The sequence below is a fragment of the Bradyrhizobium sp. Bra78 genome (assembly GCF_024519855.1).
Classification (GTDB): domain Bacteria; phylum Pseudomonadota; class Alphaproteobacteria; order Rhizobiales; family Xanthobacteraceae; genus Bradyrhizobium; species Bradyrhizobium japonicum_G.
In genome coordinates, this window is sequence record NZ_JALJRE010000005.1 from 1 (window position 1) to 22,652 (window position 22,652).

Annotated in this window: 25 protein-coding genes; 11 read left to right on the forward strand and 14 right to left on the reverse strand. The window is 65.3% G+C overall.

Annotation, left to right across the window (positions count from 1 at the left end; all coding sequences use genetic code 11):
• Positions 1-277: 277 nt before the first annotated feature.
• Entirely contained in the window at positions 278-526 is a 249-nt protein-coding gene (locus tag OC450_RS12965) for a hypothetical protein (protein ID WP_262048011.1), read from the reverse strand.
• A gap of 10 nt (positions 527-536) precedes the next feature.
• Positions 537-746, reverse strand: a complete 210-nt coding sequence (locus OC450_RS12970; protein ID WP_262048012.1) for a hypothetical protein — start codon at positions 744-746, stop codon at positions 537-539.
• Between OC450_RS12970 and OC450_RS12975 the strand changes: the two genes are divergently transcribed.
• On the forward strand, positions 736-1,197 hold the full coding sequence (locus tag OC450_RS12975; protein ID WP_262048013.1) for a cupin domain-containing protein: 462 nt from the start codon (positions 736-738) through the stop codon (positions 1,195-1,197). The two genes, OC450_RS12970 and OC450_RS12975, sit on opposite strands and share 11 nt — an antisense overlap.
• 69 nt (positions 1,198-1,266) lie before the next feature.
• On the opposite strand, the gene OC450_RS12980 is transcribed toward OC450_RS12975, so the two are convergent.
• Positions 1,267-2,226, reverse strand: a complete 960-nt coding sequence (locus tag OC450_RS12980) for an alpha/beta hydrolase (protein WP_211385510.1) — start codon at positions 2,224-2,226, stop codon at positions 1,267-1,269.
• A 117-nt stretch (positions 2,227-2,343) separates the two neighbouring features.
• On the opposite strand from OC450_RS12980, the gene OC450_RS12985 reads away from it, so the two are divergent.
• On the forward strand, positions 2,344-3,021 hold the full coding sequence (locus OC450_RS12985) for a nitroreductase (RefSeq protein ID WP_211385511.1): 678 nt from the start codon (positions 2,344-2,346) through the stop codon (positions 3,019-3,021).
• Positions 3,022-3,453: 432 nt separating this feature from the next.
• Here OC450_RS12985 and OC450_RS12990 read toward each other — a convergent pair whose 3' ends face one another.
• Genes OC450_RS12990 through OC450_RS13000 form a run of 3 tightly spaced genes read right to left on the reverse strand, consistent with a single transcriptional unit; the run spans position 3,454 to position 6,062 of the window.
• On the reverse strand, positions 3,454-4,575 hold the full coding sequence (locus OC450_RS12990) for an HD-GYP domain-containing protein (protein ID WP_256807971.1): 1,122 nt from the start codon (positions 4,573-4,575) through the stop codon (positions 3,454-3,456).
• A 51-nt stretch (positions 4,576-4,626) separates the two neighbouring features.
• Complete coding sequence (locus tag OC450_RS12995) at positions 4,627-4,959, reverse strand: PilZ domain-containing protein (protein WP_211385514.1); 333 nt, start codon at positions 4,957-4,959, stop codon at positions 4,627-4,629.
• Positions 4,956-6,062: a DUF2336 domain-containing protein gene (locus OC450_RS13000; RefSeq protein WP_262048014.1), complete on the reverse strand. Its 1,107-nt coding sequence runs from the start codon at positions 6,060-6,062 to the stop codon at positions 4,956-4,958. Before OC450_RS13000 ends, OC450_RS12995 begins: the two co-directional genes overlap by 4 nt.
• Positions 6,063-6,364: 302 nt before the next feature.
• Here OC450_RS13000 and OC450_RS13005 point away from each other — a divergent pair, with 302 nt between their 5' ends.
• Together OC450_RS13005 and OC450_RS13010 are read left to right on the forward strand one after the other, a co-directional pair.
• A complete protein-coding gene (locus tag OC450_RS13005) occupies positions 6,365-7,312 on the forward strand; it encodes an AraC family transcriptional regulator (protein WP_256807974.1) in 948 nt (315 codons plus the stop codon).
• Between the two features lie 49 nt (positions 7,313-7,361).
• On the forward strand, positions 7,362-7,952 hold the full coding sequence (locus OC450_RS13010) for an NADPH-dependent FMN reductase (RefSeq protein ID WP_262048015.1): 591 nt from the start codon (positions 7,362-7,364) through the stop codon (positions 7,950-7,952).
• 5 nt (positions 7,953-7,957) lie between these two features.
• Here OC450_RS13010 and OC450_RS13015 read toward each other — a convergent pair whose 3' ends face one another.
• Together OC450_RS13015 and OC450_RS13020 are read right to left on the reverse strand one after the other, a co-directional pair.
• The gene (locus OC450_RS13015) at positions 7,958-10,039 is read right to left on the reverse strand and encodes a methyl-accepting chemotaxis protein (protein ID WP_262048016.1); all 2,082 of its coding nucleotides are present in this window, start codon (positions 10,037-10,039) and stop codon (positions 7,958-7,960) included.
• A 99-nt stretch (positions 10,040-10,138) separates the two neighbouring features.
• On the reverse strand, positions 10,139-10,579 hold the full coding sequence (locus tag OC450_RS13020) for a DUF1810 domain-containing protein (protein ID WP_256807977.1): 441 nt from the start codon (positions 10,577-10,579) through the stop codon (positions 10,139-10,141).
• Positions 10,580-10,820: 241 nt separating this feature from the next.
• Here OC450_RS13020 and OC450_RS13025 point away from each other — a divergent pair, with 241 nt between their 5' ends.
• Both OC450_RS13025 and OC450_RS13030 read left to right on the forward strand, forming a co-directional pair.
• Positions 10,821-11,771: a DUF2778 domain-containing protein gene (locus tag OC450_RS13025; RefSeq protein WP_211385807.1), complete on the forward strand. Its 951-nt coding sequence runs from the start codon at positions 10,821-10,823 to the stop codon at positions 11,769-11,771.
• Between the two features lie 81 nt (positions 11,772-11,852).
• A complete protein-coding gene (locus OC450_RS13030; RefSeq protein ID WP_262048017.1) occupies positions 11,853-12,110 on the forward strand; it encodes a hypothetical protein in 258 nt (85 codons plus the stop codon).
• Positions 12,111-12,215: 105 nt separating this feature from the next.
• Here OC450_RS13030 and OC450_RS13035 read toward each other — a convergent pair whose 3' ends face one another.
• The gene (locus tag OC450_RS13035; RefSeq protein ID WP_211385521.1) at positions 12,216-14,072 is read right to left on the reverse strand and encodes a tannase/feruloyl esterase family alpha/beta hydrolase; all 1,857 of its coding nucleotides are present in this window, start codon (positions 14,070-14,072) and stop codon (positions 12,216-12,218) included.
• A 486-nt stretch (positions 14,073-14,558) separates the two neighbouring features.
• Between OC450_RS13035 and OC450_RS13040 the strand changes: the two genes are divergently transcribed.
• From OC450_RS13040 to OC450_RS13060, 5 genes are all read left to right on the forward strand, one after another.
• Positions 14,559-15,113 carry a MarR family winged helix-turn-helix transcriptional regulator gene (locus tag OC450_RS13040; RefSeq protein WP_211385522.1) on the forward strand — a complete coding sequence of 185 codons (555 nt, stop codon included), beginning with the start codon at positions 14,559-14,561 and terminating at the stop codon, positions 15,111-15,113.
• 285 nt (positions 15,114-15,398) lie between these two features.
• Positions 15,399-16,097: a septum site-determining protein MinC gene (gene minC / locus OC450_RS13045; RefSeq protein WP_256807979.1), complete on the forward strand. Its 699-nt coding sequence runs from the start codon at positions 15,399-15,401 to the stop codon at positions 16,095-16,097.
• Between the two features lie 19 nt (positions 16,098-16,116).
• On the forward strand, positions 16,117-16,932 hold the full coding sequence (gene minD, locus OC450_RS13050; protein ID WP_211385524.1) for a septum site-determining protein MinD: 816 nt from the start codon (positions 16,117-16,119) through the stop codon (positions 16,930-16,932).
• Positions 16,929-17,210 (forward strand): cell division topological specificity factor MinE, encoded by a 282-nt coding sequence (gene minE, locus OC450_RS13055; protein ID WP_211385525.1) that lies wholly within the window; start codon positions 16,929-16,931, stop codon positions 17,208-17,210. The genes minD and minE overlap by 4 nt, the downstream gene beginning before the upstream one ends.
• A 210-nt stretch (positions 17,211-17,420) precedes the next feature.
• On the forward strand, positions 17,421-17,606 hold the full coding sequence (locus OC450_RS13060) for a hypothetical protein (protein ID WP_211385526.1): 186 nt from the start codon (positions 17,421-17,423) through the stop codon (positions 17,604-17,606).
• 6 nt (positions 17,607-17,612) lie between these two features.
• Here the strand turns inward: OC450_RS13060 and OC450_RS13065 are convergent, their stop codons facing one another.
• The 5 genes from OC450_RS13065 to OC450_RS13085 all read right to left on the reverse strand — a co-directional run bounded on the left by OC450_RS13065 (position 17,613) and on the right by OC450_RS13085 (position 22,412).
• Complete coding sequence (locus OC450_RS13065; RefSeq protein WP_262048018.1) at positions 17,613-19,724, reverse strand: ATP-binding protein; 2,112 nt, start codon at positions 19,722-19,724, stop codon at positions 17,613-17,615.
• Between the two features lie 133 nt (positions 19,725-19,857).
• Complete coding sequence (locus OC450_RS13070; RefSeq protein ID WP_211385528.1) at positions 19,858-20,109, reverse strand: hypothetical protein; 252 nt, start codon at positions 20,107-20,109, stop codon at positions 19,858-19,860.
• 105 nt (positions 20,110-20,214) lie between these two features.
• Positions 20,215-20,604 carry a hypothetical protein gene (locus OC450_RS13075; protein ID WP_256807982.1) on the reverse strand — a complete coding sequence of 130 codons (390 nt, stop codon included), beginning with the start codon at positions 20,602-20,604 and terminating at the stop codon, positions 20,215-20,217.
• Positions 20,605-20,764: 160 nt separating this feature from the next.
• The gene (locus tag OC450_RS13080) at positions 20,765-20,995 is read right to left on the reverse strand and encodes a DUF6894 family protein (RefSeq protein ID WP_211385530.1); all 231 of its coding nucleotides are present in this window, start codon (positions 20,993-20,995) and stop codon (positions 20,765-20,767) included.
• 379 nt (positions 20,996-21,374) lie between these two features.
• On the reverse strand, positions 21,375-22,412 hold the full coding sequence (locus OC450_RS13085; protein WP_262048019.1) for a hypothetical protein: 1,038 nt from the start codon (positions 22,410-22,412) through the stop codon (positions 21,375-21,377).
• Positions 22,413-22,652: the final 240 nt, after the last annotated feature.

Consider the following 22,652-nt stretch of genomic DNA (forward strand, 5'->3'; position numbering starts at 1 on the left):
CCATCCTTCGAGACGCCCGCCTACGGCGGGCCCTCAGGATGAGGTCGCGTTTTGCAGTGAGATATCAGACCCTCATGGTGAGGAGCCTGCCAAAAGCGGGCGTCTCGAACCATGCAGGTCGAGTTCATTCGGCAACCTCCCGCTGTCATATGCGATAGCCCTGGGGTGATGGGGGACTCTCCGCGAGTCCAACTCTCACAGTGATCGCGGAAGCGGCCCCTCACCCCGACCCTCTCCCCGCAAGGGCGGGGCGAGGGAGCAAGGCAACGTGGCCCCCTTACGCGCCCATCTCGCACTTCTTCATGAAGCTGTTCTTGGCGGCGCCGGCGAGCGGCTTGCCATCGGCGCTGACCGCCTTGGGCGTGCAGGCGTCTTCCTTGCACTTCTTCAGGAACGACGTCTTCGCCGCACCCGCGAGCGCCTTGCCGTCCTTGCCGACCGCCTTGCTCTCGCAAGTGTCGTCCGCGAGGGCCGAGCCCGCCGCAAAGGTGGCGACGATCGCTGCGAGAAAAATCCGCTTCATCATGGGTGTCTCCCTAAACCAAAAATATGGCGGATGGATTGGAGCCGCGAATCGTGGCGCAATCAAGCAGGATGAGCGCCTGCCCATCTGCTTCGTTGCAGATTTTTGAATGCCCGGTCGACAAAAATCCCTCTGCTTGCTGCACCGCGCGCAGACCGGGCTGCGCAATCCTGCTAGCGTCGGCCCAGCCGAGCTGGAAACGGAGCATCGTGATGGACGCCATGACCCTGAACGTGCCGGAGACCGCCGATCAGCATTCCCACCTCGTGCAGCCTCAGACCATGGCGTGGCAGAAGACGCGCTTCCCGGGCTGCGAAGCCAAGACGCTGCTGTTCGATCGCAGTACCGGATTGATGACAGCCCTGATGCGGTTTGCGCCGGGCGCGGTGCTGCCCGATCACGAGCATGTCGGTATCGAGCAAAGCTATGTGCTGGAAGGCGCGCTGGTTGACAAGGAAGGTCCGGCCAAGGGCCTTGCCTGCAAGGCCGGCGAGTTCATCTGGCGCGACGCGGGCAGCCGCCACGCCGCGTGGTGTCCGGAAGGGGCCTTGATCCTTGCGGTCTTCCAGGTGCCGAACAAGTTCTTTGAAGCCGACGGCCGCGTCGTCGATGCCGCCGGTCAGGATTGGGACGAGGCCTGGGGGCACACCGGGGCGCAGCGGGCCAAGACTTAACAACAAGACTTAACAACAAGACTTAACAACAAGACGTAACAACAAGACGTAACAAGAGGTAAGCCGGTTCTAGGCCCCCCGTGCGAGCAGCGCCTTGAAGTCGGCGCGCGCACGCTGCGCCTCGGCGCGCGCCACTTCCGATGCATCGCCAAGGCCGAAATAGCCATGGATCAGGCCGGGGCCTTCATGGTGCTTGACGCGGACGCCGGCCGCCTCCAGCGCCCTTGCGTAGGCGGCGCCCTCGTCGCGCAGCGGATCGAACCAGGCGGTGGTCAGAATCGCGGGCGCGACGCCGGCGAGCTCGGCGCGCAGCGGCGAGACCCGCCAGTCGGTGGCGTGGGCGGGATCGGCGAGATAGTGTCCGCAAAACCATTCCATCGTGGCACGCGTGAGAAAGTAACCGTCGGCATTCTCGCTGCGTGACGGAAAGCGGGCATTCTGGCCCGCGTCCGCATAGCTGCCGACAGCGTCGGTCACGGGATAGACCAGGAGTTGTGCGGCAAGCCTGATGCCGGCGTCGCGGCAGGCGATCGCGGTGGTGGCTGCGAGATTACCGCCGGCGCTGTCGCCGGCAACGCCGAGGCGCTTTGCATCGCCGCCAAATTCCGCGACGCGGTTGAAGATGTCTTTCGTTGCGGCAAAGGCGTCCTCGAAGGCGCCGGGAAAGGGTGTCTCCGGCGGACGGCGATAGTCGACGGAGACGACGACGGCGCCGGTCTCAATCGCGAGGTTGCGGGCCTGCCGGTCGTGGGTTTCGAGATCGCCCGCGACCCAGCCGCCGCCATGGAAGAACACCACGGTCGGCGCGGGCGTGGTGCCGATCCGGTAGACGCGCGCATCGAGCGGCCCGGCGCCGCCTTTCACCTTGATGTCCGCGACGGTGTCGACGGGGGGCGGCGCTATGGCCGCGCGCGCGGCAGCCAGTGCGCGCAAGGAATCGCGCGCGCTCTGTGGCGTCATCGCCGCGGGATCACGCAGCGGCAGCAGCGGAATGATCTGGGCGATGACGGGATCGAGCGGTGCGGCCATGATTGGCTCCTCACGGGGTTCTTGGTCTTGCTTGCGGGTTAGCATAGATTTTGCGCGTCGCATCGGCAACCGCTCGCGTGTTGCCATGCCGGACGAAAGGGCAGGGAGGTCGAACAGGTGGAATTCGAGACGCTGGTGCAGTCGCGCCGCAGTGTGCGCGGTTTCAGGAACGAGCCGGTACCGCGCGCGGTGATCGAGGCGATCATCGAGAGCGCCAAGCGTGCGCCCTCGTCGATGAACACCCAGCCCTGGCACGTCCATGTGCTCACGGGCAGCCCGCTGGAACAGCTGCGCCGCCGCAACATGGAGGAGATGATCGGCGGGGCCAAGGTCAAGCGCGACATCGTCAGCCACGGCGAATACCAGGGCGTGCACCGGACGCGGCAGGTCGACATCGCCAAGAAACTGTTCGGCGCGATGGGGATCGCGCGCGACGACAAGCCGATGCGGCAGGACTGGGTGCTGCGCGGCTTCCGCCAGTTCGACGCACCGGTCTCCCTGGTGCTGACCTATGACCGCGTGCTCGATCCCGGCGCGGTCTGCCATTTCGATCTCGGCGCGCTTTGCTACGGCATCGTGCTCGCGGCCTGGGACCGCGGTCTCGGTTCGGTGATCAACGGGCAGGGCATCATGCGTTCCGACATCGTGCGCGAGGTCGCCGGTATTCCGGAGGAGGAGGTGATCATGACCTGCGTCGCGATGGGCTATCCCGACGACGGCTTTGCCGCGAACGCCGTCCGCTCGGATCGCGAGGGCAACGACGATTTCGTTCGCTACGTCGGCTTTGCCGATTAGCACGACGCGAAGCAGATTATTCTCTCAACGATATTTTTGCTGCGGACTCCTCACACCCTCTTGCAATCTCGATCGTGCGGGAGGAACAATATGCAGACTGAGAGGTTTGTTGCTGGCGCGAGGGAATTGACATGCGGCGGCTGGCTAGCCTGGTGCGACGGTTCTTCGGTCCGCGAGTGCGGCACCCGATCGATGATGATCCAAGTCTTCCTTTCACGGCCGAAGAGTTGAGCAGGCTCATCCGCAGCGGCAGACGCGAGGACATGAAGCTGCTTGCGGAAGGGCTGGCCTGCCGCTCCATTCCGCACCGCGCCAAATACCGGGCCACGCACTAGGTTCGTGCTTCGACGCGTTTTTCTTACGCGAACCGGTATCCGCTTCTTCCGCCTCGCTCGAAAACGCCATGAGCCATTAGCGACAGGTTTGATGGGCTCACCGCGTGAGCGCGACCTGCTTGAACGAGGCGACCAGAGCCTTCTCCAGCTTTCCATTCATTCCGCAGAGAATGTTGTAGGCCTCCGGGCGCGGCATCGTCGGCTTGTAATGCCGGTGCTCGATCAGGGCCGCGAAGATGTCCGAGATCGTCAGGATGCGCACGATATCGCCGATGCTGTCGGCGCACAGCGCATCCGGATACCCGCTGCCGTCGAGAAATTCGTGATGATGCCGCACGGCGTCGAGGATCTCCGGCGAGATATTGTCGTGGCCTTTCAGAAAATCGTACCCCGCCGCCGGGTGAGTCGCGATGATGGCACGTTCCTCCGGCTCGAGACGGCCGGGCTTGTCGAGGATGGCAAGCGGGATCCGGGCCTTGCCGATGTCGTGGAACATGGCCGCCGTATACAAGCGCTCCAGATCGAGCCTGCCGACGCCGAGGCTCAAGCCGAAGTCGATGGCGACGCCGGTGACGAGCAGGCAATGCTGATAGGTTCCCTCGTGATGGCGCCGCACCGTCGCGAGCCATTCCGACAGGCCATGCTGGGTGATGCGATCGGCGATCTGGCGGCCGGCTTTCCTGGCGCCATCGACGTCGACCGGCTGCCCCAACGTCACCGAGGTGAACATCGAGGCGATGGCGGTCGCCGCGGTCTCGACGGCGTTGTCTGATTGCGCGCCCTCGCTTTGCGAGGCGGACGCCGGATCTGCCCGATCGGACAGCGCCGCCAGCAATTTGCCGCGGTTGACCGGCCCGGGAAGGACGAGTGTCGCGCCGAGGGCGTAGGCCTGCGAAATGCTGATGTGAGAGGTGTGGTCGAGCAGGAAGATGCGCTTCTTCGCCTTTGCCAGCTTGCCGGCCCGCTTCTTGATGGCTGCGATAGTGTCGACGTCGCGCAGCTCTGCGCGGATGACGATGGCGAACGGCGCTTGTGACAGCCTGGGATCGGCGTCCAGCCGTTCGCCCGCAACGGTGAATTTCTCTTCGACGATCGAGCACACGCCCGCCAGCTTGTCGGACGTGTCGGCCAGCACATGAACGAATGGGCGGGCCGCTTCCCGGTCTCGGATGCCGGCGTCGCGCTTGACTGGGCTTGGGAGGGTTCGCGCGTTCTGCACGGTTCGACCTGGACTTTCCTGGAGTTCAATTCGTGGGAGGAATTCCCCAGCCTATTTGCTCTGAACCGAGCTTTGCGCTGCCGCCGCCGGTCCGCCTGCCGGTTTCTTCCTGTCGTCCGCGGTGATGAAGCGCACGCCGGCCGTGGTGCCGTCGATCCAGACCAGTTCGCAGCGCCGGTAGGCGAGCCCGGTCGACGACAGCAGCAGGAAGAATTCCTTGGCCTGGAGCACGTCGAGCGTGCCCTCGACCTCGACCTTGGCGCCGCTTTGCGAGATGTCGAGCAGAACGCAAGCGCGTCGCCACGTGCCGTCCGAGCCCATCAGATTGACGGGCTGCTTGTGGTCCATTTTCACGCGCAGCGCTTTGCGGCCATCGAACCTCATCGGCTAGCTCCCATTTTCGCGCGGCGATTTCCCGGATCGCTCGTGTTGGCGCTTGCTGCGATTTCGCCCCATCGCACCGTCCATTGGCTGGTGGATAGAAGCAGCGTCTCGAAGATCAGTTGCGCGCGTTCGCGCTGGGCATAGGAGAGCCTTGCCCCGCTGCGGTTGCTCAGGATGGCAAGCGTGGTCTGCCAGTTCAGCCGCGAGGCCCGGCAGGCCATGACCAGGCCCTCGCAATCGTCGTCGGCCATGACGTGCTCGACGATTTCGAGCGGCGCCCCCGAAAGCACCGACAGCGCCGTGAACAAATTGGCCGTCTCGCCGCGGATCGCAAACCGGTTCACCGTGGAATCGTTCAGCTTGCCGATGCGGTTGAGGGCGACGATCTCGGGCCTTGCGCTGGCGTAGTCGGCCCGGCAAGGCTGCTTCGGCGGAGCCGGCTCGGCGTCCTGCGCCGGCGACGCGGAGGATGGGCTGGGCGTGGCCGGGGCCTTGCGGCCTGGCGAGGCGGAGAGCAGCTTGCGCACGACCGGGTCGGGCGTGCCGGGCCGGAGCGCCAGCGCCTTCGCGATCTCGCCATCCTGGTCGGCTTTGGCAATGAGCGCGGCATAGGCTGCATCCGAGAATTTGGTTCCCGGGTTCCTGATCAGGTCAAGGCAGATCGGGCCGCCGTGCCTGATCAGCGCCTCGGTCACGGCCGGCGCGACGTCGCTGCGCGCGGCGATCGCGCGTCGTTGCCGCTCGCCGCAGCCGTCGGCGACAGCCTCGAGATCGGCTGCGGAAAGTGCCTGCGATTTCAGCAGCACGGGGCATGCGACGTCGGGATCGTCGTGCAAGGCGAGGCGCCGCAATGTTTCCGGAGGTGCCACAGTAAGCTCGGCGAGCGCCGTGCTGAGCCGCACCAGTGCGCTGGCCTCGACCCGCTCCGTCAATCGGAGCAGAACACCGTCGACCACGTTGGCGAGCAATTCCCGGGATTGGTCGCGGCTGCCAGTGAGCAACTGCACCATGCCGGAGAGTATGCGTACGCAACGGTCCGGCGGGCAGGTTGCGACCGCCTTTTCCAGGTCAGCGAGAATATCAGCAGGCGAATTTGCCATCATGGCAGGGGGCCTGACTTATAATTAATTTGGACTATCGAACAGCGCCTATTCCACCCAACAGACATTAATTTGAAATTTGGATTGTGCTCGTCCATGTATAAAATCACCGGTGGCACGCGGGAAACGCTATCGAAATTTGGCGAGATTTGACGCGCCGCCTTGTCCTCGGACTTCGAGGCTCGCCAACTGGTCGGTACGGGTTAAAGTGATTCCTTCGGTTTCAGGGGACACCGCAGAGGGGGAAACCGGACCGGCATCGTCGCCGGACGTGCGTTTTTTGCGACGCGAAGTTTCACATTGCCATGAACAGAAGTGATGACGCGCCAGCGTTGGCGCCAAAGGTATTTCGTTTCTCCGACGTCGATGAATTTCGAAATGCCATACGGGGCCTGGATTTCGAGTTCACCCCGTTCGTGCGGAAGATTTCGGCAGAGCAGACCATTCTGTCGTTGCCCGGCTGCGACGTGAATTTGACGCGGGCATTTCCGCGGGTCGTCGATGCACAGCTGGTCGAGAATTGCACCGCGATCGGATTCACGATGGACGACCTCGACGTGCCGGTCCGGTTCAACGGTACGCAGCGTGCGCGGCCCGTCGTCGTCATCGGCAGCGGCGGCGCCGCTTACACCACCATCGAGGAAGTGCAACGGCAAATCGCCTCGGTGGTGTTCAGGCCGGAAGTGACCGATCGCGGCTGGCCACAGGCGGCCCTCAGCTTCAAGATCTTCGAAACGACCGCCGCGGGCTTGAACCGGCTCCGTGGTGTGGTTCGGGAGGTGCTGGCCGCCGCGTCGGAGCCGGTCGACGGGCCAGACGTGCCGTTGAAGGCGGCCGCCATGAAGGAGACCCTGCTCGGCGCCGTCGACGACATTTTTCAAAGCGTCGTGCCCGCGCGATGGACCCTGCGCCCCAATGACGAGCGGAACTTCAAGATCTTTCAGGACATCCGCGCGCTTCTCTCCGACGACCTCTCGCAGCCCATCTACAGCGAGGAGATCGCGCGCAAGCTCGGCCTGTCCGTCCGCACCTTGCATGACGTCGTCCGGCGCTATCGCGGCATGAGCCTGCACCGTTACTTGCGCCTGCGCCGGCTGTGGCTGGTGCGCCGGCGGCTGCTCGCCGGTGCCGACAGCGTCAAGGCCGTCGCGCTGGCGTTCGGTTTCTGGCATCTCAGCGACTTCTCCGGAAGCTATCGCGACCAGTTCGGCGAGACACCGTCGCAAACGCTCGAGCGCGGACGGCGAGCTTAGCGCGTCAAAACGTCGAGTCCGGTTTCCTGACTCGTGCTAGACTGCCGCCATGAGCAATCGCATCCTCGTCCTCTACGGTTCCTACCGTTCCGACCGCATGGGCATTCGCCTTGCGAATTTCGTCATCGATCGCCTGCGCCAGCGCGGCGAGGATGTCGAGTTAATCGACGCCAAGGCGATCGGCCTGCCGATGCTCGACCGCATGTACAAGGAATATCCCAAGGGGGCCGCGCCCGAGTCGCTGGAGAAGCTGGCCGGACAGATCCGCGGCGCGGACGGGTTCGTCTTCGTCACCGGCGAGTACAATTGGGGCATCCAGCCCGGCCTGAAGAACCTCACCGATCATTTCCTGGAGGAGTGGTTCTGGCGGCCGGCCGCGATCGTCAGCTACTCGGCCGGCCGGCTGTCCGGCGCGCGCGCTTCGACCGCCTGGCACGGCACGTTGTCGGAGATGGGCATGGTGGTGGTGTCGAGCACGATCGGCGTCGGCCCGATCGCGCAGACATTGTCGGAAGCGAGCGAGCCGATCGGCGAGGGCGGCAAGGCGCTCGAGCGCTCGTTCCCGCGCTTTGCCGATGATCTTGCGTGGTGGATCGAGGCCGCCAAGGCCCAGCGGGCGCGCAAGGCGCCGCCGTACTGACCCGCCTAAGCCGCCCTGACTTCGCCGAGGAAGCGGTCGAACTGGCCGGCGAGGTCGCGCGATTGGGTCGAGAGCTGCTCGGCCGCGCCCAGCACCTCCCGCGCGGCAGCTCCCGTGTCGTCGGCGGCGCGCTGCACCCCCGATATGTTGGTGTTGACCTCCTGGGTGCCGCGCGCGGCCTCCTGGACGCTGCGTGAAATCTCCTTGGTCGCCGAGCCCTGTTGCTCGATCGCAGCCGCGATCGCGGTGCCGATCTGGTCGATCTCGCCGATGACGTCGGCGACGTTGCGGATCGCGGTCACGGTCTCGTCGCTCGCGGCCTGGATCGCCGAAATCTGCTCGGAGATCTCGGTGGTGGCCTTGGCGGTCTGGCCCGCCAGCGACTTCACTTCGGAAGCAACCACCGCAAAGCCGCGGCCGGCGTCGCCGGCGCGGGCGGCTTCGATCGTGGCATTGAGAGCGAGAAGATTGGTCTGCTCGGCGATGCTCTGGATCAGCGTGACGACGTCGCCGATCCTCTGCGCGCCCTCGGCGAGCGCGCGCGCGGTGTCGCCGGTGCGGCGGGCATTGTCGACGGCGCGGGCCGCGATTTCTGTGCTTTGTGCGACCTGACGGCCGATCTCGGAGATCGAGGAGGTCAGCTCCTCGGTGGCGCTGGCGACGGTCTGCACGTTGGTCGAGGTCTGCTCGGAGGCGGCCGCGACGATTGCGGCCTGGCTGTTGGTCTGGGCCGCCGTCGTCGTCATCGACTGCGCCGTGCTCTCCATCGTGGAGGAGGCTTGCGACAGTCCGCCGACGAGTTCGGTGACCTTGGCTTCGAACGCGCGGGTGAGCCCGTCGAGGGCCTGGGCGCGCCGCATCTTGCCGTCGTTCTCGGCCTGCTTCTCGGCCGCGAGACGGTCGGCCCGGATCATGTTGTCCTTGAACACCTGGACGGCCGCGGCCATCGCGCCGATCTCGTCAGAGCGCTCGGCGCCGGGGATCGTTTCGGCAACCTCGCCATCGGCCAGCCGCGACATCCGGGTCGTCAGGCTGACGATCGGGGCGCAGACGCGGCGGCGGACCATCATGATGAGGCCGGCGCTGGCGATCAGCACGGCGAGCAGACCCGCGAGTGCGATCGTGAAGCTGGTGTGGGCGGCCGAGGAGGCGCCGGCGAGGACAAGCTCGGCATTGTCGTAGAATGCGTCGCGGACCTCGATGATGGTGCTGAGGCCGCGCTGCGTGGCGGCGTAATAGGTGTCCATGTCGTGTTCGTACTTGCCGCTGACCGCACCGTCCTTCACCAGCTTGAGCTCGCGGCCGAACTCCTCGATATAGATCGCGTTGAACTTCTCCAGTGCAGCGGCGACGTTCGCCGGCGTTGTGGAGTTGCCGCGCAACTCCAGCAGCGCCATCACGATCTGATCGTTGCGGCCCTGCGAGCGGCTGATCTCGGCCTTCTCGGTGTCAGTTGCCGGTTTCTTGCCCCCGACCAGATTCTTGTGCAGGCTTGAGTTGAAGCCGCCCACGTCGCGCAACGTCATCGCGATGTTGGCGTAGCTGGCCTGCCGGAAGGCATCGCCGTTGAGGATCGCCATGCGGCGGACCTGCTCGTTGAGCAGCGCGGTCACGCTAGCGTTGAGCACGGCGTTGTCGCCGACGATCTTCTTGACCGCGTCCTTGCGCGCCTCCACGGGTCCCGCCATCGCCTTGTCGATGGCCTCGCGCAGCGCGGTGAACTTCGAATTGATGGCGTCGATGTTGGCGCCGATGGTGTTGCCGTCATCGAACGGGCCGGGCAGGTCCTTGCGCAGCGCATTCATCCTGTCGCGCGCGCCGTCGGTCTGCTTGCGCAGCTTGTCATGCTCGGCGAGCTGCGCCGGGTCGGCCGTCGCGGGGCCATAGAGGATGTTGGTGGCAAAGCCGCGCTCGGGGTTGAGGTAGCGCGGGATGTCGCTGGCGGCGCGGACGATCGCGAGCCGCCCCTGGGCTTCGGTGATCCGCTCCATCGTCTGGTATTTCGTCACGGCGACGTAGACGGCGAGGCCTCCGCCCACGGTCGAGAGCGAGACGATGGCGGTGGTCAGGAGCGTACCGATTTTCATGATCTGTCCGGCAATTGGCGCGGGGAGAATTATTTTGCTCGGACGATAGGCAGGCGATGTTAATCCCGGGTTTACGCTGGTGGCCGTCGGCGGCTGCGATCACTTGGCCTTTCGGTCAAGGGCAGCGAGGAGATCGAGCGTTGCTTGGTCGGGCTCGCCCGAAAAACATCGGGCGAGCGCCTCGTCGAAAACGGGCTGATCGGACACCGCGCCGAACAGCGTCATCGAGGAGCGGAATTTGGCGTCATCGGGCGCGCCGAGGATCGCGTTGATGGTCCGGCCCTCGACGGCGAGCACGAGGCGGGTGCATTCGATCAGGCGCGGACCGAGCACGGGGTGGGCGAGGTAGGCCTTGGCTTCGGCGCGGGAGGCGATGGCGTAGCGCTGCGACATGGCGCTGAAGCCGAGGCCGGCGAGCTGCGGGAAGACGAACCACATCCAGTGGCTCTGCTTCCGGCCCCGGGTCAGCTCGCCCTGGACATCGCGATAGACCGGGTCCTGGGCCCGGACAAAGCGTTTGAGATCGAAAGCATCGGTCATTAGATACCTTGCGGGATGCGTTGGGACGGCTTGGGATGCCTTGAGATGGCTTGGAATGCCTTTGGGCTGCCGTTTCGGCCGCGATTATGCCTAACTTTTGGCTCCCAATGTGGTAGCTGATATAGAGTCTCCGGGTGGGGGTGGGTCCCCCGGGGGTCGATTTGGGGATCTGATGGTTTCCGACGCCGCACAAGCCGAGAGGCTGTTGTCGCGCCGCCGTATCGGGCGGGCCGAGACGATTTTGCTGTCTCTGGCCGCTGTTGCGCTGGCGCTGGGCGCGGCTGCCTGGTTCGCGGATATCGGCGATTCGACCCCGCTCGTCTCTGCCGCGCTGCCGCCGACCAATGCTCCCTCGTTCGAGGACCGTTTCGCCTCCGCATCCGGCGGCCCGCCGGCTCGCGAGTTCGGCCTGCGGACGCTGGAGCGCTCCGCTCTGAGCGCGGTCCAGCTCAAGCTGCGCGATGCCAAGGCGATGCTGGCCCAGAAACTCCAGGGCGACGACTGGCGCTCGACCCTGACCGATGGTGACCGGTCCGCAGTTGACGAGAGGCGACCGTCGCAACACGCCGACGCCGTCCCGATGCCGCGCTCGCGCCCGGCCCAGGCGGACATCTCCGCCCAGATCGCCTCCAGCCAGGCTTATGCGGAGACCAATCCTAGGGTCGACAACCGCAACTTCTTCGAAAAATTCACCGACAAGATCAGGCTGGCCTCGCTGACGCCCGACAGCGGCCTGTTCGGCAAGGCGCCGGATCTCGCCGCCCTCGGCTACGATTCGCGCACGGCGGTCTACGACATCAAGGCGAAGGCGCTCTACCTGCCGAGCGGCATCGCGCTGGAAGCGCATTCGGGCATGGGCGCGCTGATGGACGACCCCGAGCATGTCGACCAGCGCATGGTCGGTGCGACCCCGCCCGCGACCTACGACCTCAAGCCGCGCGAAAAGCTGTTCCACGGCATTCGCGCACTGCGCCTGACGCCGACCGAGGGCACCAGCGCGCTCGGCCGCGTCGGCCTGCTCACCCACAATTACATGCTGGGGCCGCGCGGCGATTCCAATGGCTGCGTCTCGATCAAGGACTATGATCGCTTCCTCAAGTCCTGGGACAATGGCGAGTTCAATCGCCTGGTCGTGGTGCCGAGCCTGAGCGGATCGGCGACCGCCTCGCAGCGCGCGAGCACCGACTCCTGACATTGGCTCCTGATATCTGCCTGCCACGGCGGGGGGCTGCCGTTTTCCCTTCGTTAAGCCGTCATCGTCCAGAAGCAGCCCATGAGTGATCCCCAAAGTTCAGAGACCCCGCTGCGTACCACGTTCAAGATCAAGCTGAACGGCGACACGCTGGCGATCGCGACCGTCGGCCAGGCCTATCAATTCCTCACCAACTTCAAGTCGGTCGAGTGGATGGAATTCCGCTCTTTGCATGAATACGCGGTCGCTGCGCTGGAAGGCGCTGCAGATAACGCCATCCTCGTGGTGCAGGCGACCAACGCCGTGCGTGCGCTGTTCGTGAGCGCCAAGCTGCTCTGAGCGGCCCGCCCTTTCCATCTCGTTCTCGATGCACTCGGGCATGCGGCGCGCAGCAGAACCGCGCGCCGTGCTTGTTGTTGGGCTCGTCAGCGAGCCTGCAGGCGATCAGTGCCTGTCGTCTCCGCGGCCGTCGTCATCGTCATGGAAGTTGTGGTCGCCACCCGGCTTGAAGCCGGGGTCGATGCAGGCAAAATTGCCGGCGTCGTTGGTCATGCCGCTGCCCTTGTAGGCGGCGATCTTCGGATAGACGCACAGCGGCCGAGTGCCGCCGGTCGGGAAGTTCGTGGCGATCCGCGGATCGAAAATTCCGCCGGCCGGATAGGGCGATGCAGCGTTGGTGTTGGTCGCCACGATGCGTTCCGGGGCGATGTCTTTCTCGACCCAGTCCGTGATGGCCTTGAGCTCGTTCCCGGCGAAGCTCGTGGTGGCCGCGCCGCCGCCGCAATGGGCCATGTTCGGCACCATGAACAGCCGTGCGAAATCGGTCGCGCGCCCGCTCATGTGCCTGTCCATGTTGCGGTACCAGCGGGCGATGGCGGCACCGGAGAAGATGCCGTCATTGACGGAGGAGGAGATGATCAGCTTGCCGCCGTGCGCCCTGAACGGACGCAGGTCGGTCGACACCGCAGCCATGAAGTCCATCGCGCTTTCGGGGTAGGCCGCCGTCCTGGTGAAGATCTTCGGCGCATCGGTGTCGAAGTTGAAGCGGAACACGAAGGCCTCCTGGCCGTTCGGCCCGTTGACCGGCGTCACCACGGGCGGCGTCTGGAAGATCATCGGGATCGCGCCTGCGCCGAGCGTCAGGTTGATCGCGGTGTTGACGCCCGGCACCGGTGCGGTGACGACGTTCCAGAATCCCCAGCCCGCGCCGGGTGCGGTAGGCGGCGTCCAGATTCCGGCATCCCAGAACCAGTTCGAATAGAGCCGCTGTCCCTTCGAGTTGACCGGCCCGGCATAGATCTTCTTCAGCGCGTCGACTTGCGCGCCGGTCAGGCAGGTGCCGCCATGCGGCGTGCTGCCGTGCGAGCCGGTGCCGCAGGTGTAACTGGCGAGCGCCGGATACACCTTTCTGGCGGTGCAGGCGTGATAATTGTCGATGATCCCGTCAACGAGACCATCGAGTGCGTCGCAGGCGCTCAGGATCGCGGCCGAGGCCACCTGGAGATCCTGCTGCGGAAACGTGTCGGGAATGAACGGCTGTCCGTTGATGTCGGTGCTGGTTGACAGCTTGCCGAGCACCTGCTCGTTCCAGGCCTCCGCCAGCCCGGCCTGCGGCAGGTTGAAGCCGGGATTTTGCGAAATCACGCCGTCGAACAGCCAGGGCGATCGCTGCGAGGCGACCATCGCATCACGACCGCCGTTCGAGCATCCCATGATGTAGGAATGGACGGTCTCGAAGCCGTAGAAATAGGCGATGATCTGCTTCGAGATCGTGGCGGTCTTCTCGATGCCGTTGTAGCCGTAGTCCCTGCGCGCCTGGGCGTCGATCGCGAAATGTGCCGAGCCGCCGGCATTGGCATCGTCGTCCTGATGGCCGCCGACGACGTTGTTGGCGCTGTCTTCGTGACCGCCGTCATCGGCCGCGACGGCCCAGCCCTGGCCGAGCTCGATGCCGGCGGCGCCTTGCGGGTCCGCCTGGAGGCTGCCATCGGTGCCGCCGCCGCCCATCATCTCGAAACGGCCGTGCCAGGTATTGGGCAGATTGAGCGCGAAGCCGATCCCGTAGGTGAAGTGGTCGGGGTCCTGGGTGGAGACTCGCTTGTTGATGATGCCGATCACGTTGCAATAACCCGATTTCTGGGTCGCGCTCAGGATCTGCGTGTTCGGCAATGTGAGGCCGGTCAGGGCCGTGCAGGACGAGCGCGGGGCCACGCCGCCCGGCGGCAGTCCGTGCGCGATTGCCTGCGGGCCAAGCGCCGTCCAACCGGCCACGATCGTCGAGGCGAGAAGTAATCGTTTCATGCAGTGCCCTCCCAGTTTGATGATGTTGAACTGCGCTCGTCCACGCGGCATCGCGCGGCGCCAGCCCTGAAGGCGGGCCTCGCCGCGGCTGCAAGCGATGTCGCTGTCGATTGAGATGTCGGGATCGTCGAAAGGTCGCGGAACGCCGCCATGCGGTGCAAAAGGCAACGCGCGGGCAAGGCGGCCTCTCGCCGCGATGCGCCACGGCATCCGGATCGTTGCCCATCCCTGATGCGGCACGGACGTTTGCTCCCCTTGAAGCCTGCTCGAGCGATGGCAGGTTTTCCGGATCCTTAAGCGAGCGATGTTGTCGTGTCAACATGACGCAGCACGCGAGTTCGCCGTGCAACCTGTCGTAGAAGCTGTAACGCCAAGGCCGATGCCGCCCTGCTTTCCGAGCCGGGACGACTGGGCTAGACTCGTCCATCGAATCCCGGGACATCCTGGGCTGATGCCGCTGCGCCGGCGTGTGAAAGACGGTCGTCGATGGAGCGGGAAAAGGCTGGCGTCAGGAAGCGATCCGCCAAGGCAGCGCAACGCAGGGCAGCTGTCGTCAAGCCGTCGCGATCCGCGCCGCGTTCTGCCGCGCCGGCAAAGCCGGGCCGGCCAAGGCTGCTGGCGTCGGCCGATCTGTCCAATTCGCTCGGCTATCGCATCAGGCGGGCCCAGCTCTGGGTGTTCAAGGATGTCAGCCGGCGGCTCGCCGCCTTCGACATCAGCCCGGCGCAGTTCTCAGTGCTGTCGGTGATCGAGGCCAATCCGGGCGTCAACCAGCTCGCCATCGCGCAATCGCTGTCGATCGAGCGGGCGGGGCTCGGGCGGCTGGTCGATCATCTGGAGCGGCGCGGCCTGGTGCAGCGTTCGGCCTCCGCCATCAACCGTCGCTACTATGTGCTGTACCTGACGGAGAGCGGCGCCGCGCTTCTCGGCCGGCTGCGGCCCGAGATCGCCGAAAGCGAGAAGGCCCTCGCGGCCAAGATCGGGCTTGGCGCATTCAAGCAATTGCAGCGGGCGCTGTCGATCTTCCTTCAGGATGCCTGAGCCATCGTCGGCGTCCGCCGCGATCCCGTGATGTCCCTCGCAGCTTGAACTCGGCTCCAGGAACGGCGAGCTCGTCCCCGGTTTGCAGGCGCTCGATGCCGTCAGCGCGGCCTCCGTCAGCGCTTCTTCGGCTCTGCGCAGCAACGCTGGCGCGTTGCAGCGCGTCCGGGACACGAGCGGCACCAACCAGCCCACCCCCACGTAACGCCGTGGAGAAATTAACCGGCCATTAACCATATCGGCGGCATCGTTAACCATTCAATAACAGGGAACGAGTCGGCCGCTATGGAGGCTGCAGCAAAAATCCAACGCCAGATGGTGCGCCTGCGGGGGCGCTCCTATGTGGCCTTCGTGTTCGTGCCGACGGTTCCGATCCAGGACTGGCTTGCGGAAATCGACGCCACCATCGCACGCTCGCCTGGCTTCTTCGTCGGCCGGCCCGTGGTGATCGACCTGTCCTCGGTCGATCTCAGCCAGTCCGGTATCGGCCATCTGCTTACCAGCCTGCAGGACCGCAACATCCGCGTGCTCGGCATCGAGGGCGTGGAGGAGGGCCGGCTGACCCCGATGATGCCGCCGCTGCTCTCCGGCGGACGGAGCTGCGTCGTGGAACCGACCGCGCCCAAGAAGGCCGAGGCCAAGACGGACGCCAAGCCGACCTCGCTCCTGCTCGAGAACCCCGTGCGCTCGGGCCAGACCGTGATCTTTCCGGAAGGCGACGTCACCATTCTCGGCTCCGTCGGCTCCGGCGCCGAGGTCGTCGCCGGCGGCTCCATTCACATCTACGGCGCGTTGCGCGGCCGCGCCATGGCGGGCGTGAACGGTCACACGAGCGCACGCATCTATTGCCAGAAGATCGAGGCCGAACTGCTTGCAATCGATGGGTTTTACCAGACCGCCGACGACATCGACGCCGCCCTGCGCGGCCGCCCTGCCCAGGCCTGGCTGCAGGGCAACACCATGCGAATTACCGCGCTGAACTGACCAGAAGGAGATATTCGAGATGGCCAAGGTACTGGTCGTGACATCAGGCAAGGGCGGGGTCGGCAAGACCACGACGACCGCCGCGCTGGGAGCTGCGCTGGCGCAACGCGGCGACAAGGTGGTCGTCGTCGATTTCGACGTAGGCTTGCGCAACCTCGACCTCGTGATGGGCGCCGAACGCCGTGTCGTGTTCGACCTCATCAATGTGGTTCAGGGCGTTGCAAAGCTCCCGCAGGCGCTGATCAAGGACAAGCGGCTGGAGAACCTCTGGCTGCTGCCGGCCTCGCAAACCCGCGACAAGGACGCGCTGACGGAAGAGGGCGTCGGCAAGGTTATCGCCGATCTGCGCAGCCGGTTCGACTGGGTGATCTGCGACAGCCCGGCCGGCATCGAGCGCGGCGCCTCCATGGCGATGCGCTTTGCCGACGAGGCCGTGATCGTCACCAATCCCGAGGTCTCCTCGGTGCGCGATTCCGACCGCATCATCGGCATGCTCGATTCCAAGACCGTGCGGGCCGAGAAGGGCGAGCGCGTCGAGAAGCACATTCTCATCACGCGCTACGATCCCTCGCGCGCCGCGCGCGGCGAGATGCTGACCATCGAGGACATCCTCGAAATCCTGGCAACGCCTCTGCTCGGCATCATCCCGGAGAGCCAGGACGTGTTGCGCGCCTCCAACGTCGGCACGCCGGTGACGCTGTCGAACGCGGAAGGCGCGCCGGCGCGGGCCTATATCGACGCGGCGCGGCGGCTGTGCGGCGACACCGTGCCGATGCAGGTCCCGACCGAACGCAAGGGCTTCATGGATCGCCTGCTGCGACGGAGGGCAGCATGAGCATGGGTCTGCTTCGGCTTCTCCGCGGCAACAAGGCCTCTGCACCCGTCGCACGTGAACGGCTGCAGATCCTGCTTGCCCATGAACGCGGATTGCGCGGCCAGCCCGACCTGCTCGGCGTGCTGCGTGAGGAAATTCTCGCGGTCGTCTCCAGGCACGTCACGCTGGACCCGACCAAGGTCATCGTCCGGCTCGATCGCGGCGACGAGGTCTCGACCCTCGAGGTCGATATCGAGGTCCCCAACGATTTCGAGCGCAAGCGCGCGGCGGTCGGGTAGGGGATCCGGCCGGCGCCGTCAGATTTGGGGTGGGTGAGAGGGCGGTCCGCTGGGCATAGCGGGCCGCCTTCGTCGTTTGAGCGGTTCGAGTTGCCGAGGACTGCGGATGTGATCGGCACCGGGCGGAACGGGGACAACGGCGAAATCGTTGTCAGAGAGCAGCGGAGCGCCGAGCCGGGCGCCGCGGTTTCCTCAAACGGGAGAGCGCTCATGATGTCCGAGGTCCAGGTCCACACCGTCGCGCGGCAGATGCTGGAACAGCATGGTTTTGCAGCGATCGCGAAGGCCGCCGAGCAGGCGAGAGCCTGCGAGGACCGCGGCGAGGCCGATGAGGCCAAGGAGTGGCGTCACATTGCCGACGCCATGAAGATCATGCGCGGCCCTGCCCAAAGCTGATCGGGATCAGCTCCGTTCGGTCCCATCCTTGAGCATGTCGAGGACGCGGCTTGCCAGCGCCTCGACCACGAAGGGCTTTGTCAGCACCTGCATGTCCGGGGCGAGCTGACCGTTGCCGATGATAGCGTTCTCGGCATAGCCGGTGATGAACAGCACTTTAAGCGCGGGCCGCGTCGTGCGCGCGGCATCCGCGAGCTGGCGGCCGTTCATGCCTCCAGGCAGACCGACATCGGTGATGAGCAGATCGATGGTGGCGCCCGACTGCAGGATGTTCAGGCCGGCCGGGCCGTCATGCGCCTCGAGCACGTTGAAGCCGATCTCCTCCATCGCATCCGTCAGCAGCATGCGGATCGCCGGCTCGTCGTCGACGATCAGGATAGTGTGGCCTGCTTGCGGGCGCGCCGTGATTCTGGCGGCCAGCTGCGGCGGCTTGTCGGACTCCTTGCCATAATGCCGCGGCAGATAGAGGCACATGGTCGTGCCCTGGCCGACTTCGGAATAGATCCGGACCTGGCCTCCTGATTGGCGTACGAAACCGTAGACCATGGACAGCCCGAGGCCGGTGCCCCGGCCGATCGGCTTGGTCGTGAAGAACGGATCGAAGGCGCGCGCGATGACATCAGGCGTCATGCCCGTTCCGGTATCGGTGACGCAGAGCGAGATGTACTGACCGGGCTCCAGATCGCGTTCGCCGGCGCTGTGGTCGTCGAGCCAGCGGTTGGCGGTCTCGATCGTGAGCCGGCCGCCCCCCGGCATCGCGTCGCGGGCGTTGATGCAGAGGTTGAGGAGGGCGTTTTCGAGCTGAGACGCGTCGATCAGCGTCGGCCACAAACCGCCGGCGGTGACGACCTCCACCGCGATCTCCGGGCCGGCCGTGCGGCGGATCAGCTCTTCCATGCCCATCACGAGGCGGTTCAAATCCGTCGGCGTGGGATCGAGCGTCTGCCGCCGCGAGAAGGCCAGCAGCCGGTGCGTCAGCGCGGCGGCGCGCTTGGCGGCGCCTTGCGCCACCGTCACATAGCGGTCGATATCCTTGACCCGGCCCTGGCCGAGCCGGGTCTGCAACAATTCCAGCGAGCCGATGATCCCTGTGAGGAGATTGTTGAAGTCGTGGGCGATGCCGCCGGTGAGCTGGCCCACCGCCTCCATTTTCTGCGACTGCCGCAGCGCTTCCTCGGCTTCGCGAAGGCGCTCCTGCTCCTTCAGGCGATCGGTGACGTCATAGGAGAACTGGTAGGCGCCAAGCAGCCGGCCGTTGCCGTCGCGCAGGCAATTGAACCGCATCTCGTAGAAGCGGCGGGTCCGCCCGGGCTTGCCGAACGCGGCGATCTCGATGAATGCCTCTCCCCCGAGGGCTCTCGCCCAGACGGCGCGAGCCGCGTCGCGATGCTCGGGTTGACCTTCAAGCAGTTCCAGCATGTTGTCACCAACCTTCGGCAAGATGCCGTAGATGCGGTGAAATTCCCGGGCAGACGCGCCGTTGATGGCTAGCCAGCGGAAGGCGGGATCAACAACCTGGACGAAGGCATCGGTGCCCTCGACGAGGTCGGCCATCAGCTTGCGCTCGGCGAGCGCCGCGACCACGCGCGCTTCCAGCGTCTCGTTGAGCTGCTGCAAGTCCCGCTCGGCGCGCTTGCGGGCCGTGATGTCCTGGAACAGAACGGCGACCTGCTTGCGGCTGGCTGGCTCGACACGAAAGGCCGCCAGTTCGAGGTAGCGGCCGGTGGCGATAAGCTCCCGTTCGAAGCGGATCGGCTGGCCGGTCCTCAGCACGCCCCCGTAGAGCTCGATCCAGCCGTCGGCCTCGCCGGGGACCATCTCGCGGACCTTCTGGCCGACCACGTCGGGAATGCCGGCGTGCTTGGTGTAGGCGGGGTTGGCCTCGACGTGGACGTAGTCGCTGAGCGGGCCGTGGGGACCATCGAAGAACTCGATGATGCAAAAACCTTCGTCGATCGAGTTGAACAACGTCCAGTAACGCCCCTCGCTCTCGGCCAGCGCGGATTCCGCCTTGCGACGCCCGGTCTGGTCGGCCACCCCGAGCGCCCTGAGGCGTGCGTTTTCGTCCTCGAGCGCCTTGAGACGGCGTTGCAGGTCTTCCAGTTCGGTCGAAGCCACAGACGCTTGCAGGGTTTGGTTTTCCAGGGGCCGCTCCTTGGCCCTGCCCACGGTATTTTAGCGGGCACTCCCACCGCAGCAAGCCGCCGGCTCAACGCGATTGGAACCCGGAAGTTCCGCCTCCATGGGTGGCTCAGCGCTCGCCCTGATCAGAGCTTTGCGTGCCGGACTTGTGCTGCGTCTGCGGCTGGCCGCGCTCACCCGTCTCCTGGCAGGGGAGCTGCTCCCACGAGCCGTCCGGCGCCTGCTGATAGGCGCTGCACGATGACGATGACGTCGATTTGTCCTCGCCCTTCTGGGCGTTGGAATTCTTCGCCACGGCCGGAGCAGTCAGCGCGGCGCTGGTCGCGAGAGCACCGGCGAAAACAAGATAGGCAATCCGCATGGGGGTCTCCTGTTCAACGAGAAACGCATGCTGGCGAGGATTGTGACCATTGTTTGCCGCAGCTTCGGTGTCGTCGCGGCGTGCTTAATGCGGCGAAAGCGGGCGCTAGCCGCCCTTGCTGCGGATCAGGCCGGCGAGGTTGGTCTTCTGGGCCTCGCACCAGCTTGGCATGCCAAGGCGGCGTTGGTTGAGGTCGGTCGCCTGGGTGGCCACCGCGACCTCAGCCATCAAATCGTCGTCCTGCTTCTCGCCCATCTTGCCGCCGGTGTGCATCCAGGCGATCGCCTTGCGCACCTTCTCGGTGGTGCCGTCGGGCAGGTGCATCTGCTCCGCCTTCTGAACCAGATCCTGGTAGACGACATCCGTGCCGGGACATTCGACCTTGGCGGCGAAGGCCTGCAAGACCAACGTGACATAGGTCGAACGTGGATGATCGGCCGCTTGGGCCGGCGCCGCCAGCAGCAACAGGGCCGTCATCAGAAAACCGGTGCGCATCCTTGGTACCTCCCCAGATTTTTGGGAAAGCTAGCGGCTGGCGCGCGGCTCCGCAATGGGGATGGCGTGCAGCTGCGAAGGCGGCCGGGCGACCTGGCGCATGATCGGTTCTGAAGCGCTTTCTTCACGCGAACCGGTATACACTTCGCTCGAAAACGCTCTAGCGTTGCCAGGCCGGCACGGGATCGAGCGGCGTGCGATAGACCTCGTTCTGATCGCGATCGGTGACGCGCACCGCGCAACCCTTCCGTTGCAGCTCGGGCTTCACCTGAGACAGCTCGGTGGCCAGTTGAACGGCACGATCGGAGGCGACCTCGATGTCCTCGAGGATGATACCGCCCTGATTCTTGAACTCTTCACCAACCACGAGATCGAAGGAGTAGTAGGGCATCCGATTTCCCCCGGTGTGACGAGTTGAGCTTCGGCGGAAGTCTCAACACATGTCGGATGGTACCACTGAGTCGATATCTATCGAATGAACGGATCGCGCAATCTCTGTGCTTATGGCGCAGAAATGATGTGCAGCATTCGAGTGCGTTAAGTTTTTATTAAATATGTCGGCGTGATCATGAGGCATGGAATTGCAGCAGAACCGGGCTCCGGGAACCGGCAGCTGCAAGAGAAGGCCGCCGGCATAGATCCCGACGGCCTTTTCTCTTGATGGAAGACGATCGAAGCATCGCCTCCCGTAGTCACCCGGACTCCACGCATCACATCGAGTCGGACAGCTTGCGCGATGTCGCGACAGCGACGCTGCGGAGGCGCTTGCTCTAGCGCAGCGGCATCGGCGGGCGCACGACAGGTCCGTCGTCATCGGCAACGGCCTGTGTCGTGGCAACGGGAGCGGCCGGCGGCGGGACTGCGGCAGCCTGTGAAGGCGGTGGCGGAGCTGCGGGCGGCGCGGGCGAATGAGCCGGCATGTAGGTTTGCGACACGACCGGCTTCGGTTTGCGAACCGCAGGCCGCGGCGGCAGCGCGGATACGCGCGCATGCGGATCGACCGGCGGCTTCGCCTCGGCCATCGGCTTCGGCATTGGCTTTGCCAACTCGCGCGCCATCTGCTCCTGTCCGGCCTTCAGCTCGGCGATGTTGGCCTTGAGGGCTTCGATCTGCTGCGCCATCGCGGCAAGATCCCGCGTCATCGATTGCACCGACTGCGTGGCATCGCCCTGTGTCGCAGCAGGCGCGGCTGCCGCAAGCTGAGCCGCAGGTGGGCTCGCAGATTGATCGGTCGCTTGATCCGTTGCGGCTTGCTCGGTGGGAGGTGCGGCCTGAGCGGCGGCGACGGGCGCCGTCTGCGATGTCGCAGGCAGCAGCGAGGCCAATGCCGGCGTCCATTCGGCGAGCATCTGCTTTGCGGTATCGCCGTGTTTCTCCCAGGCCACGGTGGCGGCCGCGCTGCCGCCTGCGAACAGAAACGTGACGAACGCGCCGCGCAGCCATTTTCGCGCGGAGGATCGCTTCTGCCGGCTGTGACCATCACTGGCCGCGGCGCGCATTGCGGTGTCGACCGAGGGCACCGCCGCGCGCGGTTCCGCGGCGGAGCTGAACTTCGGCTCCGGATGAAGTATGGGCTCCGCTGCGAATTTGAGATCGATCCTGGGATCAATCTTGGGACCGATCCTGGGATCGATCCTTGGCTCCGGACGGACCGCGATGTCAGGTGCGAGCGCGGGCGCGGCGCCGATGGTGCGCGAGGCCAGCACCATGTCGGGCGATATCTGAACCGCGTCGTGCGGGTCGTTGTCCTTGACCGTGTCCTTCACGATCTCATCGACGATTTGCCTGGAGTTCAGCGTCGCGAGCATCGCAGCTCCTTGGTTTTGAAGTCCTGGTCGTCCGCATTGGCGCGAGCCGATCTGTTGAGGTGAGCCCATCCGAACCTGATGAGCCTGGCGCGATGTCGCACGAGTCCAGCCGGGTTTGACCAAAGCAAGGCGAGGGGATGGAGATGATGCGACGCTCTTCCGCGGTTTGTGGTGATGGAACCCGGCCTGCCGAACACGCGCAATTGTTCCCCAGTGCCTTGTTTTCAGCACGATTTTGGC